The 16046-nt window shown below is 61.8% G+C and carries 12 protein-coding genes; all 12 read left to right on the top strand.

The features are described from left to right. Positions 1-302, top strand: a 302-nt coding sequence (locus QZZ60_RS03500) for a hypothetical protein (protein WP_295637860.1), incomplete at its 5' end; no start/stop codon positions are given. 38 nt (positions 303-340) lie between these two features. Continuing rightward, a complete protein-coding gene (locus tag QZZ60_RS03495) occupies positions 341-2341 on the top strand; it encodes an FAD-dependent oxidoreductase (RefSeq protein ID WP_295637857.1) in 2001 nt (666 codons plus the stop codon). Between the two features lie 132 nt (positions 2342-2473). After that, complete coding sequence (locus QZZ60_RS03490; RefSeq protein WP_295637854.1) at positions 2474-4453, top strand: FAD-dependent oxidoreductase; 1980 nt, start codon at positions 2474-2476, stop codon at positions 4451-4453. Positions 4454-4569: 116 nt separating this feature from the next. After that, positions 4570-6582: a cation:proton antiporter gene (locus QZZ60_RS03485; RefSeq protein ID WP_295637851.1), complete on the top strand. Its 2013-nt coding sequence runs from the start codon at positions 4570-4572 to the stop codon at positions 6580-6582. After that, positions 6582-8015, top strand: a complete 1434-nt coding sequence (gene dprA / locus QZZ60_RS03480) for a DNA-processing protein DprA (protein WP_295637848.1) — start codon at positions 6582-6584, stop codon at positions 8013-8015. Before QZZ60_RS03485 ends, dprA begins: the two co-directional genes overlap by 1 nt. Further along, positions 8012-8995 (top strand): tyrosine recombinase XerC, encoded by a 984-nt coding sequence (locus QZZ60_RS03475; RefSeq protein ID WP_295637845.1) that lies wholly within the window; start codon positions 8012-8014, stop codon positions 8993-8995. Before dprA ends, QZZ60_RS03475 begins: the two co-directional genes overlap by 4 nt. Before the next feature lie 164 nt (positions 8996-9159). Beyond that, positions 9160-9948 carry a type III pantothenate kinase gene (locus tag QZZ60_RS03470; RefSeq protein WP_295637843.1) on the top strand — a complete coding sequence of 263 codons (789 nt, stop codon included), beginning with the start codon at positions 9160-9162 and terminating at the stop codon, positions 9946-9948. Between the two features lie 53 nt (positions 9949-10001). After that, entirely contained in the window at positions 10002-11318 is a 1317-nt protein-coding gene (gene eno, locus QZZ60_RS03465; protein WP_295637840.1) for a phosphopyruvate hydratase, read from the top strand. Positions 11319-11443: 125 nt separating this feature from the next. Next, positions 11444-12136 carry an outer-membrane lipoprotein carrier protein LolA gene (locus QZZ60_RS03460; protein ID WP_295637837.1) on the top strand — a complete coding sequence of 231 codons (693 nt, stop codon included), beginning with the start codon at positions 11444-11446 and terminating at the stop codon, positions 12134-12136. 247 nt (positions 12137-12383) lie between these two features. Further along, positions 12384-13310 (top strand): tRNA pseudouridine(55) synthase TruB, encoded by a 927-nt coding sequence (gene truB / locus QZZ60_RS03455; protein ID WP_295637834.1) that lies wholly within the window; start codon positions 12384-12386, stop codon positions 13308-13310. A 39-nt stretch (positions 13311-13349) separates the two neighbouring features. Continuing rightward, positions 13350-13613 carry a 30S ribosomal protein S15 gene (gene rpsO, locus QZZ60_RS03450; protein ID WP_178581227.1) on the top strand — a complete coding sequence of 88 codons (264 nt, stop codon included), beginning with the start codon at positions 13350-13352 and terminating at the stop codon, positions 13611-13613. A 162-nt stretch (positions 13614-13775) separates the two neighbouring features. Further along, positions 13776-16007 carry a polyribonucleotide nucleotidyltransferase gene (pnp, locus tag QZZ60_RS03445; protein WP_295637831.1) on the top strand — a complete coding sequence of 744 codons (2232 nt, stop codon included), beginning with the start codon at positions 13776-13778 and terminating at the stop codon, positions 16005-16007. Positions 16008-16046 lie beyond the last annotated feature (39 nt).

Below are 16046 nucleotides of genomic sequence, written 5' to 3'. Positions count from 1 at the left end.
GCATTATCGTCACCAACGTCGCCAACAACCTGGCCTGCCTCGCCATGTTCTCGCCTCTTGCCTGCACCATCGGCATGAGCCTCGGCGGAGACATTCAGATGCCGGCCATTCTCTTCAGCATTCTCATGATCGGTTCGCTCGGCATCATCACTCCTCCCGCCTCCACGCTCACCGCGTACCTGTACGGCGAGAAGGAATGGCTCCCCGGCAACTGCGTCATGACCTACGGCATCCTGTACAGCCTCATCAACTGGGTTGTCGTCATGGTGCTCGGCTACGGTCTCGGTTCCATTCTGTTCTAATTCTTTCAGTGCATCCCTAAAAAAAGAGAGTTTCATTCATGATTCCCGCGTACATCAAAAAGTATCCCAAGCTGTTTGAACCGCTGACCATCCGCCGCGGCAGAACCGAATTCGTCTTCAACAACCGCGTCATGATGTCCCCCGTGGGCATCTGCGCCACCGGCGGCGGCGCGGACAACGGCCGCATCAACATCTTCGGCGTGGACTACTGGACCGGCATCATCCGCGGCGGATTCTCCTCCGTGTGCCTGCCCATGGAAATCCCCTCCAACGGCAGCCATGAAGGCGTGTTCGACCTGAATCCCAAGAAGTGCAACTACATGAACATGCACCTTCTGCAGCGCTCGGTGCACGCCTACAACGGCAAGACCTTCGCCGAACTCATCCACGGCGGACGCTGCATGACCCGTCCCGACGTGCCGCTCATCGGCGCGAGCGACTCCGAATATCAGGGCCGCCACGTGAAGGGCATGGACGCCAAGGACATGCAGGACATCATCGACATGTGCGTGGACTTCGCCCATCAGGCCCGCCGCGCCGGATTTGACGGCATCATGATCCACTTCGCCCACGGCTGGCTGTTCCACGACTTCCTCTCCCCGCTCACCAACCACCGTACCGATGAGTTCGGCGGTTCCGTGGAAAACCGCTGCCGCTTCCCCATCATGGTGCTGAAGGCCGTGCGTGAAGTCATAGGCGACGACCTTCTCATCGAACTGCGCCTCACCGGCAACGACGAAATGGAAGGCGGCATCACCCCTGAAGACGCCGCTCAGCAGGTTCTGCTGCTCCAGGACTATGTGGACATGATCCACATCAGCTGCGGCACCCGCATCGACGTGACCAGCCGTCCGCGCATGACGCCCACGAGCTTCTTCCCCACCGAGCACAATGCCTACGCCAGCGAAATCGTGAAGAAGACCCCGGGCGTGCGCATCCCGATCGGCACCGTGGGCGCCATCGGCAACCCTGAACGCGCCGAAAAGCTGCTCGAAGACGGCAAGGCCGACTACGTGCTCATCGCCCGCGCGGCCATCGCCGACAATGAATGGGTGAAGAAGGTCAAGGAAGGACGCGAGGACGACATCCGTCCCTGCCTGCGCTGCAACATGTGCCTCGACCACGGCCGCAGAAAGTCCAAGATCAAGGGCAAGGAACTCGTCATGGCCTCCGAAGTGAGCTTCGACCGCATGTGCGCCGTGAACCCCCTTTCCATGCAGGCCGCTTCCAAGAAGATGTTCCCCGCCCCTGAACGCCGCAAGAAGGTCGTCGTGGTGGGCGGCGGCGTGGCCGGCATGAGCGCCGCCCTGAGCGCCGCCGAACGCGGCCATGAAGTCACCCTCTACGAAAAGACCGACAGACTCGGCGGCCAGGCCCTTCTGTCCGACGGTATGTGGTTCAAGAAGGAAATGAAGGCCTACCACGAGTGGCTCGAACGCCAGGTGCGCAAGAATCCCAACATCTTCGTGGTCATCAACACCGAAGCCACGCCTGAAATGATCTCCGACATCAACCCCGACGCCACCATCGTGGCCGTGGGCGCGAAGCAGATCGTTCCCCCCATTCCCGGCATCGAAAAGGCCACCATGGCCTTCGACGTGTTCGGCAACGAAGACAAGGTCGGCAAGAAGGTCGTCATCATCGGCGGCGGCGACATCGGCTGCGAACTCTCCATCCATCTGAGCGAGCGCGGCCATGACTGCACCGTGGTGGAACTCACCCACTTCCAGGCCGGCAACGCCGAACTGAGCATCCGCATGTCCATCCTCCAGTTCATGGAGAAGGACAACGTGACCACGCTGCTCGACACCAAAGCCACGGAAATCACCGATGAAGGCGTGTGGGTGGAAAACGAGGAGGGCAGAACGCTTCTTCCCGCCGACACCGTCATCGTCTGCGTGGGCACCACGCCTCTTCGCGAGGAACGCGACAGCTTCAGAAACGTTTCCTTCGACGTCATCAACATCGGCGACTGCAAGAAGGCTTCCAACATGCAGCACGCCATTGAAACCGGATTCGACGCGGGCCTCATCCTGTAGCCGGCACTCCCCCAATGTCCCGTAAGCCCGGCCGTCTTTTCTTGCTGAAGACGGCCGGGGAAGGTCTGACGCAGCAGACCTGAAACGCTCAAAAAAAACAGGAAGGCCCGCGCCCTACCAAGGAGATTATCCATGAAGCCCATTTATAAGGAAAAATATCCCCACCTCTTTGAACCCATGTACGTGGGCAAGAACAAGGTCCGCTTCAACAACCGCGTTCTGGTCGGCCCCATGGGTTCCGGCGCCACCGGCGGCGGCGAAGACAGCGACGGCCGCATCAACACCTTCGGCATCGACTTCTGGATGCGCTACATACAGGGAGGCTTCTCCTCCGTGGCCCTGCCCATGGAAGTGCCCATCGACGGCAGCCATGAACATATGTTCAACCTGAACCCCAAGACCTGCAACCAGATGAACTTCCAGCGCCTGCAGCGCGCCGTGCACGCCTTCAACGGCAAGACCTTCGCGGAATTTCTGCACGGCGGTCCCTACATGCGTGCTGGCTTCAAGAAGATTTCCGCCGACGACGAGCCGCATCTCGGCTCCGTGGCGGCCACGGTGGCAGACATGGAGGAAGTGGCCTCCCTGTTCGGCGAATACGCGCACTGGGCGCAGATCGCCAACTTCGACGGTCTGCTGCTGCACTACGGCCACGGCTGGCTGTTCAACTACTTCCTCTCTCCGCTCACCAACCACCGCACCGACGAGTTCGGCGGCTCCATTGAAAACCGCTGCCGCTTCCCGCTCATGGTCATCAAGGCCATCCGCGCCACCGTGGGCGACAGCATGCTCATCGAACTGCGCATGAACGGCAACGATGAGGCCGAAGGCGGCATCACGCCCGAAGAGTGCGCCGAACAGGTCAAGATCTTCGAACCCTACATCGACATGGTGCACATCACCTGCGGCCACCGTGTGGACGCCATGACCCGTCCCAAGCAGTGCCCCACCGGCTTCGACCGCACGGCCCACAACGCCTACGCGAGTGAAATCGTGAAGAAATCCGGCGTAAAGATTCCCGTGGGCACCATCGGCGGCATCTATTCCCCCGAGGTCGCCGAAGAAGTGCTGGCCAAGGGGCAGGCCGACTATGTGCTCATGAGCCGCTCCGCCATGGCCGACCCTGAAATCATCAAGAAGGCCAAGGAAGGCCGCGAGGACGACATCCGTCCCTGCCTGCGCTGCAACTACTGCATGGACCACGGCCGCCGCGTGGCCATTTCCAAGGATCTGCACCTGCTCGCCTACCCGAGCTACGACCGTCAGTGCATGGTCAACCCCCTGCAGTTCCAGAGCGCCCAGAAACTGCGCATTCCGCCGTCCGACCGCCAGAAGAAGGTCGCCGTGGTGGGCGGCGGCGTAGCCGGCATGGAAGCGGCCATAAGCTGCGCCATGAGAGGCCACACCGTAGTGCTCTACGAAAAGACCGACCGCCTCGGCGGACAGGCCCTTCTCTCCGATCCCATGTGGTTCAAGAAGGAAATGAAGCTGTTCCACGAATATCTGGAACGCCAGGTCAAGAAGCGTCCCTCCATCACCGTGGTCTACAACACCGAAGCCACCCCCGAAATCATCGATCAGAACGACTTCGACGCCGTCATCGTGGCCGTGGGCGCGGAACAGATCGTTCCCCGCATCCCCGGCGTGGAAAAGGCCACCATGTCCTTCGACGTGTTCGGTCATGAAGACAAGGTCGGCAAGAAGGTCGTCATCATCGGCGGCGGCGCCATCGGCGTGGAGCTCGGCATTCATCTGAACGGCCTCGGCCGCGAATGCACCGTGGTGGAAATGGGCGAATATATCGCTGCCAAGGCTCAGCTCACCGAACGCACCTCCTACCTGAACGCCATCAAGAAGTACGGCGTCAAGACCATGGTGAACGCCCGCTGCACCGAAATCACCGACAAGGGCGCGACCGTGGAAACGCCCGAAGGCTCGCAGTTCCTCGAAGCCGACACCGTCATCATCGCCGTGGGCACCAAGTCCCTCGTGGCGGAACGCGACAAGTTCATCGACACCGCCTTCGACGTCATCAACGTTGGCGACTGCGTCGAGGCTTCCAGCATCGTCCATGCCGTGCACACGGGCTTCGACGCCGGTCTCACTCTCTAACATCGTTTTTCCTGCGGCCTCCGCTTCCATTGCGTGCCGCAGAGAAACATGACAGAATAACAGGCTCCGTGAACTCCATCGTTCACGGGGCCTATTTTTTTCCGAAGAGACTGCCCATGGAAGACATGATACTCCGCGAGATCGTCGTTCTCTTTATTCTTTCCATCATTGTTGTGCTCGTCTGCCTGCGCTTCCGCCTGCCGTCCATCGTGGGCTTTCTGCTCACCGGCGTACTGTGCGGTCCCTCCGCCCTCGGGCTCATCCCGAGCCCCGAAGCCGTGGACACCATGGCCGACGTGGGCGTGGCGTTTCTCATGTTCTCCATAGGCATGGAGCTTTCCGGCAAGGAACTCGTAAGGCTCAAGAAGCCGCTCTTTCTGGGAGGTTCCTCCCAGGTGCTGCTCACCATGGCCTTCGTGTTTCTGCTCACCTTCTGGTGGAGCGGGCCGAGACTCGGCGTCGTGTACGGCTGCATGGTCACGCTTTCATCCACGGCCATCGTGCTCAGCATTCTGCAGCAGAAGGCGCTCACCGAATCGCCGCAGGGACAGGTATGCCTTGCCGTGCTCATTTTTCAGGATCTCGCCATCGTGCCCATGGTGCTCATATTCCCCCTGCTTGCCGGGGGGCTCGAGCTCGACACCAATTCCATGATCTTCGCCGTGGGCAAGGGCGTGCTCGTCATCGGCGCCATTCTTCTTTTCGGCAAGTATCTGCTGCACCGGCTCATGTTCAGCGTGGTGAGCACGCGCAGCCGTGAGCTCATGCTCATGACCACCCTGGGGCTCTGCCTCGCCGTTGCGCTCATCACCTCGTGGCTCGGCCTCTCCCTTGCGCTCGGCGCGTTCCTTGCCGGTCTCATGATGGCCGAATCGGAATACAGCCTGAACACCCTTGAAAGCATCATGCCCTTCAAGGAGGTGTTCTCGAGCATCTTCTTCATCTCCGTGGGCATGTTGCTCGACATTCGCTTCTTCCTCACGCATCTGCCCGTCATTTCGCTGTGCGCCGCGGCCATCATCATCGCAAAAATACTCATGGTCGTTCCCGCCGTGCGCGTGCTCAAATACTCCATGCGCACCGCCCTGCTTGCGGCCTTCAGCCTCGCACAGGTGGGCGAGTTCTCCTTCGTGCTGGCAAAGTCCGCCCTCGGCCTCGAGCTCATCAGCAACGACGCCTACCAGGTATTTCTCGCCTCCAGCATTCTGACCATGGTGCTCACTCCGCTGCTCATCGGCGTCGCTCCCAGGGTGACGGCAAGGATTCTGAAGCGTCCCGACATGCAGACGGCGGAAGCCGCCACGGACGACGGCTCCGAGCATGACGATGCGGAAAGTTCCGACGGCATCATCCGCGACGGCAGACTGCTCAAGGATCACCTCATCATCATAGGTTTCGGCATCGGCGGTCAGATCATGGCCCACGGCGCAAAAAGCTGCGGCATTCCCTACATCATCTCGGAAATGAATCCCACCACCGTGGAAAAATATCGTGCCACCGAGCCCATACGCCACGGCGACGCCTCCTTCCCTCTGGTGCTCGAGCATCTCGGTGCGTCCACGGCCCGGGCGCTCGCCATTCTCACTTCCGATCCTGCGGGCAGCCGGGCCATCATCGCCAACGCCCGGGCCATGAATCCGTCGCTGCACATCATCGTGCGCACGCGCTTTCTCGGCAATCTCAATTCCTACAAGGAAGTGGGCGCCAACGAGGTCATTCCCGAAGAGTTCGAGACCTCGCTGGAAGTGTTCGCACGCGTGCTGAATCACTACCTCGTGCCGCGTCAGACCATCGACCAGTACGTCTCCGCCATACGCCGCGAGAACTACGGCATGCAGCGCAGGCTCGGCATGGGCGGTTCCATCATGGACAGCCTGCCTGATCTCCAGCTCGTGGCCTACGCCGTGGAGGAAGGCTCTCCCCTCGCGGGCAGAACCATAGCCGAGGCCGCGCTGCGCAAGGAGCACGGCGTCACGGCGGCGGGGGTGCGCCGCGGCGACGTCATCAACAACAATCCCGACGCGCAGACGCAGCTTCTGGCAGGAGACATCGTCTACCTGCTGGCCACGCAGGAAGCTCTTGCCAAAGCCGCTCATCTCTTCCACACCGAAGGCAAGGAAGCGGCCTGATGACCGTCCGCCCCTCCTCCGGCACCGGCCTTGCCGCGCTCGATGACGACGGACGCCGAGAGTACTGGGCGGCGCTTGCCCTTCGCCACACCGCAGGTCTCGGCGCACGGGGCGCGCATCTGCTCGTTTCGCATTTCGACTCGGCCTACGATGCCGTGATGAACGTGCCCCGGTGGCCGGAAGCGGGTGTTCCCGCCCAGAAGGCGGAAGGCTATCTGAACAACGCCTGGCGTCTCAGGGCGCGCCCGGAATGGGAGGCCTCGCGCACGCTTCAGGCGTCCATCATCCTGTGGACCGACAAACGGTATCCATCCCTGCTGAAGGAACTGCCCGACGCTCCCGTTCTGCTCTACGCCGTGGGAGACACGGCGCTTCTCGGCGCTCCCTGCGTTGCGGTGGTCGGCTCCAGAAACAGCTCTCCCGCCGCTCTCGACTTCACCGCGGTCGTGGCGGAAGAACTGTCTCTGGCCGGTGTGACCGTGGTCTCCGGCCTGGCCTTCGGCGTGGACGGATGCGCCCACAAGGCCGCCCTTTCCGGCCCGGGCCGCTCCATTGCCGTGCTGCCCGGAGGCGTGGACAAGGCCTTTCCCGCCGGACACCGGGAACTTTACGGGCGCATGGCCGAGCGCGGCCTTCTTGTCAGCGAAATGCCGCCCGGCTGGGTGCCCGGTCCCGGAGCCTTTCCCGTGCGCAACCGCATCATAAGCGGTCTCTCCCTCGGGGTTCTGGTCACGGAGGCCGTGCATGCGCGAAGCGGCAGCCTCATCACGGCGCACCTTGCGGCCGAACAGGGCAGAAACGTGTACGTACCTTCCCCGAATGCGCTTCGATCTCCCTGTCCGGAAGGCTCAAAAAAACTTCTTCTGGAAGGAGCGCGTCCCATCTTCCGCGCCGACGACATTCTCGCCGACCTTCTTCCGCACCTCAGAAGTGCCGCAGGACGGCCTTTTCCCGCTCCGCGCGCATCATCAAAAGCTCAAGCCGCGTTCTCTGAAACGCAGCCCGAACCGCCGCTTGAACAATGCCCGGACGCCCGGGAACAGATGAGGGAAAACGCCCTTTCCCGACACGCTCAGCCTTCCCCCTCCCCGGCCGTCACCACGGCAGGGGAGCTCTCCGCCGGAGAAGCGCCCGTCTCCGCGCCTTCCATAAGAGAAACAGGGGCGGATTCCAGGGCTTCCGTTGACGCCTCCGACACCCAAAAAGAAAAAAAACGGCCGCCCGCCTCCAGTCTCCCCCCGCTCACCGAAGAGGAAGAGACCATTCTCGCCCTGCTGAAAAACGGCCCGCTCACGCAGGATGAACTGCTCTATGCCGCACAGAAGGAAAGTCCTTCTTGGACGAGCGCCTCCGTGAGCGCCGTGCTCATGATTCTGGAAGTGAAAAGGCTGGCGCGCCGTCTTACCGATACCCGCTACGAGGCCAGAACATGAGCCGACTTTCCGACATCACCGCCGCCCTGCCCGTTCCCGCCGCCACCTTCCTGGCGTGGATGGAATTTCAGAAGGGCGCGTCCGAAGCCACGGTGGAGGCCTATGCCGTGGACATTCTGGAATTTGAGACCTACCTGCGCGGCATGGGAGCCTCGCTGGAGAAGCCGTCCGAAATCACGAAGTCGATGGTTCAGGGATTTTCCGCCTCGCTGTTTCGTCAGGGCATGGCCCGCTCGTCCATGGCACGCAAGCTCTCGGCGCTGCGCTCCCTGTTCCGCCATCTTCTGCGCCTGCACAAGATAGATTCGGACCCCTGCGCCGGCGTGCGCAACCCCAAGCAGGATCAGCGACATCCCGCCATGCTCAACGTGGATCAGGTGTTCAGCCTTCTGGATGAAAAGCCGGAGGAAAAAAGCGCGCCTCCGTCCTCATCGACCCCGGCGAACGCGGACGAAACATTCCGTCTCAGGGACATGGCCCTTCTGGAACTGCTCTACGGCTCGGGCCTGCGCATTTCCGAAGCCCTCGGACTGGACGTGAACGACGTCCGTCCCGAAAGCGGGCACGTCCAGGTCATGGGCAAGGGAAGCAAGGAGCGCATCGTCCCGCTCAGCGACACCTGCAGGGACGCACTCTCCCGCTGGCTTGCCGTCAGAGACCGCGTGCCTCCCGTTCACGGAGAAAGAGCCGCCTTTCTCGGACGGCGCGGCAAAAGGCTCGACCGGCGTCAGGCCGCGCGCATTCTGGAGGAACGGGCCGCGGAAGCAGGCATTCCGCAGCACATCTCCCCGCACGATCTGCGCCACTCCTTTGCCACGCACCTTCTGGAAGGCGGCGCGGATCTGCGCGCCGTTCAGGAGCTGCTCGGCCACAGCCGCATATCCACCACGCAGCGCTACACGCACCTCAATCTCGACGCCCTCACGCGCATTTACGATGCCGCGCATCCTCTGGCGCAGAAAAGCGAAAAAAAATCGTAAGGCAGAATCCCCGGAGCCGAACGGACGTGCCGCCTGCCGGACACGGCTCGGGAATCTCCCCTCTCCGCGGCGCTCCCGCCGGAAAGCCCTCCCTTTTACCCATTGCGCGCGAAGCAAAGAAAGGGTAAACTCTCTTGTCTTTTCTTTTTACGGGTGGTGCACGCATGTCTGAACATCTCCTTCTTGCCGACATCGGCAATACCTGCATCAAGATAGTCTTTGCCCGCCCCGACGCGCTGGAAGCCTCCTATTCGCTGCCCACGAAGGCGCAGCACACGGCAGACAGCCTCGGCCTTTCCCTGCTCCAGCTTCTGGCACTGCGCGGCCTTGCGGCGGAAGAAATCACCGCATGTCTCGTCTGCTCCGTGGTGCCCGACGTGAGCACGCTTCTTCACGAAGCCATGCAGAAATACCTCGGAAAAGTTCCTCTCACCTTCCCCGGCGACTTCGACATCGACCTTGTGAACGGCTACGACCAGCCGCAGGAGGTGGGAGCGGACCGGCTTCTGGCGGCCTTTGCGGCCAGAAAGCTCTTTGCCGACGCACCGTCCATCATTTCCGTGGATTTCGGAACAGCGACCACGTTCGACTGCGTATCCGGCAACACCTACCTTGGAGGACTCATCTGTCCCGGTCTTTTTTCCTCCCGCAACGCGCTTGCCTCGGGCACGGCCAAGCTTCCGCGCATTTCCCTGGAAATGACGGACTCCTCCGTGCGCATAGGAAAAAACACCATCACAAGCATGAACCACGGCTTTCTCTTCGGCTTCGCCGCCATGACGGAAGGCCTGTGCGAGCGCCTCAAGGCTCAGCTGCCCGGCACCACGCTCGTCGTGGGCACGGGCGGCGCGGCGCATGATCTTTCCAGAATATGCCGCGCCTTTGACATCATAAGACCCGATCTTATTCTTGAAGGGCTCCGGCTTCTCTGGAACCGACGCGTCCCATCCTAGCATTCTGTTCTCTTACCCGGACCCTGTCCGGCATATTCCAAGGAGTTTCCTCAATGAACAACAGCACCATCACTTCCGTATGGGCCCGCGAGATTCTCGACTCCCGCGGCAATCCTACCGTTGAAGTGGAAGTCGGTCTGGAATCCGGCCACGTCGGCCGCGCCGCCGTTCCTTCCGGCGCCTCCACCGGCAGCCGCGAAGCCCTCGAGCTGCGCGACGGCGACAAGGGCCGCTACAAGGGCAAGGGCGTGACCCGCGCCGTGGAACACGTGAACGGTGAAATCGCCGAAGCCGTGGTCGGCCTCGACGCCCTGCGTCAGGTGCAGGTGGACAACACCCTCATCGACCTCGACGGCACCGAAAACAAGTCCCGCCTCGGCGCCAACGCCATGCTCGGCGTGTCCCTCGCCACGGCCCGCGCCGCTGCCGAATATCTCGGCCTGCCCCTGTATCAGTACCTCGGCGGCGTGAACGCCAAGATCATGCCCTCCCCCATGATGAACGTCATCAACGGCGGCGCGCATGCTCCCAACAATCTGGACATCCAGGAATTCATGATCATGCCCGTGGGCGCCAAGACCTTTGCCGACGCCCTGCGCATCGGCGCCGAAGTCTTCCACACCCTGAAGGGCATTCTGGCCAAGGACGGCCACGTGACCTCCGTGGGTGACGAAGGCGGCTTCGCCCCCAACCTGAAGAGCCACGACGAAGCCTTCAGCTACCTCATCAAGGCCATTGAAGCCGCCGGCTACATTCCCGGCGCGGAAGTGGCCCTCGGCATCGACGCCGCTTCTTCCGAATTCTACAAGGACGGCAAGTACGTCATCGCCGGCGAAGGCCTCGAACTCACCAGCGAACAGATGGTGGACTGGCTCGAAGACTTCACGAAGCGCTATCCGCTCATTTCCATTGAAGACGGCATGGCCGAAAACGACCGCGAAGGCTGGAAGCTGCTCACCGACCGCCTCGGCGACCACATCCAGCTCGTCGGCGACGACCTGTTCGTGACCAACCCCGACATTCTGGCCGAAGGCATTGAAGACGGTCTTGCCAACGCCGTGCTCATCAAGGTGAACCAGATCGGCACGCTCACCGAGACCCTCGACACCATCGAAATCGCCAAGAACGCCGGCTACGCCACCATCGTGTCCCACCGTTCCGGCGAAACCGAAGACACCTTCATCGCCGATCTGGCCGTAGGCACCAACTCCGGCCAGATCAAGACCGGTTCCGCCAGCCGTTCCGACCGCATCGCCAAGTACAACCAGCTCCTCCGCATCGAGGAAGAGCTCGGCGACGTCAGCTTCTTCTTCGGCCCCATCCTTGCCGACAACTACGGACTCACCCAGTCCGACGAAGACGCTGAATAAGCATCCCGCGGGGAGGCATGCCTCCCCGCACCTTTTCCACGGCCCGGCATTCCCGGGCCTTTTTCAGCCGCTTTCGCGGCCCCTTCCGCCGCAAGCGCTTGCCATGCGGCATGAGGAACATCGTCATGAGCAGACTGCTGCGTATCCTGTTCTGTGCCTTTCTCGCCCTCGGCCTTTTCGCTCAGGAATCCTTAGCCGCCGACATCTCCGCCGCGATGAACAAGATGCAGGCCGCCTACGCCGACATGCAGAGCTTCCGCGCGAACTTCACGCAGCAGCTTCTGCAGCGGGAAAGCGGCGTCGTGGAAAAGAGAAGCGGCGTGATCCTCTTCAAAAAGCCCCTTCTGGTGCGCTGGGAGACCGCAGCGCCCCATGCCGAGCTTCTCATGGTCACGGACAAGGAAATCTGGAACTACCTTCCCGACGAAGAGCTCGCCTACCGCTACTCCCGCGCCCTTGCCGAAGACTCGCGCTCCCTCATTCAGGTCATCACCGGTCAGAGCGCCCTTTCCCGCGACTTCGACGTGGAATCCGCCCAGGCTCCGGAAGACGGCAAGCTCATTCATCTGCTGCTCTATCCCAAGGAACCCACCACGGAGCTCACCGAAGCCCAGCTGTGGCTTGATCCCTCCACGTTTCTCATCCGTCGCGCCATGGTCATGGACTTCTACGGCAACACCAACACCATCGAGCTTACGGATCTTGCGCCCGATGCGAAAACCTCCGCAAAGGACTTCCAGTTCACGCCTCCCAGAGGCACGGAAGTGGAAGATCACGTGGAAGCCCAGCACCCCGTGTCGCGGCCGCTTCTGAACTAGCCGCAATCGCGATCCCGCAACGGACAGACCAGAGACGCCCGCCGTTCCGACGAGACGCGTTCTTCCTTCCCGCTTCCCGGGCCAGAGAAGCGGGAGAAAAAAGAACGCGCGACGCATCGCGCAACAACGGAAAACGTCTTTATTTTCTTCAATCATTTCAGGGAAAAAATCGTATCGCGGCGACACGGGCGCACGCCCTCGCCGGGACTGGACTATCCTGATAATTAAAGGTACATAGACTTCTCGCATGGAACAGCAGCACGGCATACTGGTACTGGACAAGCCCAAAGGACTCAGCTCCGCACAGGCCATCTCCCGCATCAAGAGACTCGGGCAGAAAAAAATCGGTCATGCGGGTACTCTCGACCCCATGGCGACCGGCGTGCTGCTCGTGCTGCTCGGCAACGCCACCAAGCTTTCCGGCTATCTCATGGAAGGCGGGGTGAAGACCTACGGCGGCACGCTGCGCCTCGGCGTGACCACCGACACGTGGGATGCCGAAGGATCCGTGGTTTCCGAAACGGCTCTGAGCGGGGAAGACCTTGCTCCGGGCTCCGAACTTGAACAGGCCGCACGACGCGAAGTGACGGCCTGGCTGGATGTGACGGAACAGCCCGTTCCGCCCTATTCCGCCGCAAAGCACCAGGGACAGCCCTTATACAAGCTGGCCCGTGCCGGCAAGGAAGTGCCGGTCAAGGTGAAAAGCATACATGTTTCGCACGCCTCTGTTCAATGGGTGAACATGCCGGACGTGCGATTCCGGGTAACGTGCAGTTCCGGTTCCTACATACGGTCCCTGGCCCACAGCTTGGGGATTCGACTTGGGTGCGGAGCCATGCTCACGGAACTGACCCGGGAATACAGCCACCCGTTTGGCCTGGAGGTCGCCCACACGCTGGACGAAATCCTTGCCGAGCCCGAAAGGCTGCCGGAATGGATCATGCCCATCAGCGCCGCCCTGCCCGGCTGGAAAAACATTTCCGTCGGAAAAATGCAGGAAGCGAACCTGAAAAACGGCATGCCCGTTCCCCATCTGCCGGAATTCGGAACCTTCGAATCCGGCGAACGCGCCCTCATGCTGGCGCAGGATGGCTCGCCTCTGGCTCTGGCAGAAGCCCGTATGGACAGGGATCGCCCTGTCTGGGCAGTGCTTCGGGGGCTTTTTACCCACTAACCTCTGGCAGATGCCAGAGAGGAGGATACCGCTGTGGCTATGGATTCCGCTCAGAAGCAGGCCGTTATCGCCCAGTTCGCCAAGCACGAAGGCGACACCGGCTCCGCTGAAGTTCAGATCGCCCTTCTTACCGCCCGCATCAACGGTCTTGCCGACCACTTCAAGGCCAACAAGAAGGACTTCCACTCCCGCACCGGCCTGCTCAAGCTGGTCGGCCAGCGTCGCAAGATGCTGAACTACCTGAAGAAGACCGACATTCAGAGCTATCGTGCCCTGATCGAAAAGCTCGGTCTGCGCAAGTAGTCGGAAAACGATCCGGAAACAAGGGGGAGCGGGAGAAATTCCGCTCCCCCATCCTGCATGAAAGGGGATTTTCCCCTCAACCTCAACGCGAGGAAGGAGCATCCGCGAACAGAGGCGAAACTTTCGTCTTTCTTCACGGAGTCTCCTTCCAGGAGTAACCATATGGGTCTGCTCAACAGCACTCGTGTGTCCGCCACCGTGGGCGGCAAGGAAATCATTCTGGAAACGGGCCGCGTGGCCCGTCAGGCCAACGGCGCCATCTGGATTCAGTGCGGCGGCACCGTGGCTCTCGTCACCGTCTGTGAAGCCCAGCTCGAAACGCCCAAGGACTTCTTCCCCCTCACCGTGGAATATGCCGAACGCATGTACGCCGCCGGCCGCATTCCCGGCAACTTCTTCCGCCGCGAAATAGGCCGTCCGAGCGACCACGAAACCCTCGTGGCCCGTCTCATCGACCGCCCCATCCGTCCGCTCTTCCCCAAGGGCTACGGCAATGAAGTGCAGGTGCTCGCCACCGTCATTTCCGCCGACGGAGAAAACGATCCCGACGTGCTCTGCATCACCGCCGCTTCCGCGGCCACCTGCATTTCCAACATTCCCTTCGCGGGCCCCGTGGCCGGCGCCCGTCTCGGCCGCGTCGACGGTCAGTTCGTGCTGAACCCCACCAATGAAGAGCTCAAGCGCTCCGACATGGACATCGTGCTTGCCGCTTCCCGCGACGCCGTGGTCATGGTGGAAGGCGAAGCCAAGCTCGTCAAGGAACAGGACCTCATCGACGGCCTGAACTGGGCCCACAAGGCCATTCAGCCCCTCATCGACGCTCAGGAAGAGCTCGTGAAGCTGGCCGGCAAGCCCAAGACCGAATTCACGCCCAAGCAGGACGACCCCGAGCTGTTCGCCTATGTGGAAGAGCTCGCCATCAAGTCCGGCATGGAAGACGCCCTCCGCACGCCCGACAAGCTGCTCAGAAAGGACGCCCGCAAGGCCGTCAAGGACAAGGTGAAGGCCCTCATGGCCACCGACGAACGCTATGCCGACGATCCCGTCGCCCAGGCCGCCATCGGCGAAGTGCTCGAGCACCTTGAAAAGAAGCTCGTGCGTCAGAGAGTCATCAACGAAGGCACCCGCATCGACAACCGCGACACCAAGACCGTGCGTCCCATCGAAATCGAGACCTCTGTGCTGCCCCGTGCCCACGGTTCCGTCATCTTCGCCCGCGGCGAAACCAAGACCATTGCCGTCACCACCCTGGGCAGCACGTCCGATGAACAGAAGGTCGATACCCTGAACGGCGACGAAACCAAGCGCTTCATGCTGCACTACAACTTCCCGCCCTTCACCGTGGGCGAAGTGAAGTCCGTGCGCGTGTCCCGCCGCGAAATCGGTCACGGTCACCTTGCCGAACGCGCCCTCAAGGCTGTTCTGCCTTCTCCTGAAAGCTTCCCCTACACCATCCGCGTGGTGTCCGACACCGTGGAATCCAACGGCTCGTCCTCCATGGCCGCCGTGTGCGGCGGCTGCCTGTCCCTCATGGATGCGGGCGTGCCGATCAGCGCTCCCGTGGCCGGCGTGGCCATGGGCCTCATCAAGGACGGCGACAGCTACACCGTGCTCACCGACATTCTCGGCGACGAAGACGCCCTCGGCGACATGGACTTCAAGATCGCCGGCACCGCCGAAGGCATCAGCGCCATTCAGATGGACATCAAGATCAACGGTCTGCCCACCGAAGTCATGGCCCGCGCCATGGAACAGGCCCGCGTGGCCCGTCTGCACATCCTCGACGTCATGGCCAAGGCCATGCCCGCCGTGCGCGAACTCTCTCCCTACGCTCCCCAGCATGAGGAAGTGTTCGTGAATCCCGAGATCATCCGCATGATCATCGGCCCCGGCGGCAAGAACATCAAGGCCATCACCAGCGCCACCGGTGCCGCCATCGACATCGAGGATTCCGGCCGCATCACCATCTTCGCCCCCACGCAGAAGTCCATGCAGGCCGCCAAGGAAATGGTGCTCTACTACGATCAGCACGCCGAACTCGGCAAGAACTACAACGCCAAGGTCAAGCGCATCCTTGAAATCGGCGCCATCGTGGAAATTCTGCCCAATCTCGAAGCTCTGGTGCACATCTCCCAGCTCGACACCAACCGCGTGGAAAAGACCGAAGACGTGGCCCACCTCGGCGAAGACATGGTGGTCAAGGTCATCGAAATCAACGGCGACCGCATCCGTGCCAGCCGCAAGGCCGTGCTGCTCGAGGAACAGGGCATTGAATGGAAGCCCGAAGACACCGCCCGTCCCGCCCGCCGTGAACGCAACGACGGCGAACGGCGCGAGCGTCGTGGCGAACGCCGCGGCGAACGTCGCGAACGCCGCGAACACAAGGAAGACTAAAGACGTACGGAGGAGCTGCGCTCCTCCCGCGTTTTCGTA

Source organism: uncultured Mailhella sp. (assembly GCF_905187505.1).
GTDB lineage: Bacteria > Desulfobacterota > Desulfovibrionia > Desulfovibrionales > Desulfovibrionaceae > Mailhella.
Note: the sequence above shows the minus strand (reverse complement) of the source record. Positions and strands in the feature narration are given on the sequence as shown.

Coding starts and splice junctions, on each gene's coding strand:
- QZZ60_RS03495 (WP_295637857.1), top strand. CDS start 341: ATGATTCCCGCGTACATCAAAAAGTATCCCAAGCTGTTTGAACCGCTG.
- QZZ60_RS03490 (WP_295637854.1), top strand. CDS start 2,474: ATGAAGCCCATTTATAAGGAAAAATATCCCCACCTCTTTGAACCCATG.
- QZZ60_RS03485 (WP_295637851.1), top strand. CDS start 4,570: ATGGAAGACATGATACTCCGCGAGATCGTCGTTCTCTTTATTCTTTCC.
- dprA (WP_295637848.1), top strand. CDS start 6,582: ATGACCGTCCGCCCCTCCTCCGGCACCGGCCTTGCCGCGCTCGATGAC.
- QZZ60_RS03475 (WP_295637845.1), top strand. CDS start 8,012: ATGAGCCGACTTTCCGACATCACCGCCGCCCTGCCCGTTCCCGCCGCC.
- QZZ60_RS03470 (WP_295637843.1), top strand. CDS start 9,160: ATGTCTGAACATCTCCTTCTTGCCGACATCGGCAATACCTGCATCAAG.
- eno (WP_295637840.1), top strand. CDS start 10,002: ATGAACAACAGCACCATCACTTCCGTATGGGCCCGCGAGATTCTCGAC.
- QZZ60_RS03460 (WP_295637837.1), top strand. CDS start 11,444: ATGAGCAGACTGCTGCGTATCCTGTTCTGTGCCTTTCTCGCCCTCGGC.
- truB (WP_295637834.1), top strand. CDS start 12,384: ATGGAACAGCAGCACGGCATACTGGTACTGGACAAGCCCAAAGGACTC.
- rpsO (WP_178581227.1), top strand. CDS start 13,350: ATGGATTCCGCTCAGAAGCAGGCCGTTATCGCCCAGTTCGCCAAGCAC.
- pnp (WP_295637831.1), top strand. CDS start 13,776: ATGGGTCTGCTCAACAGCACTCGTGTGTCCGCCACCGTGGGCGGCAAG.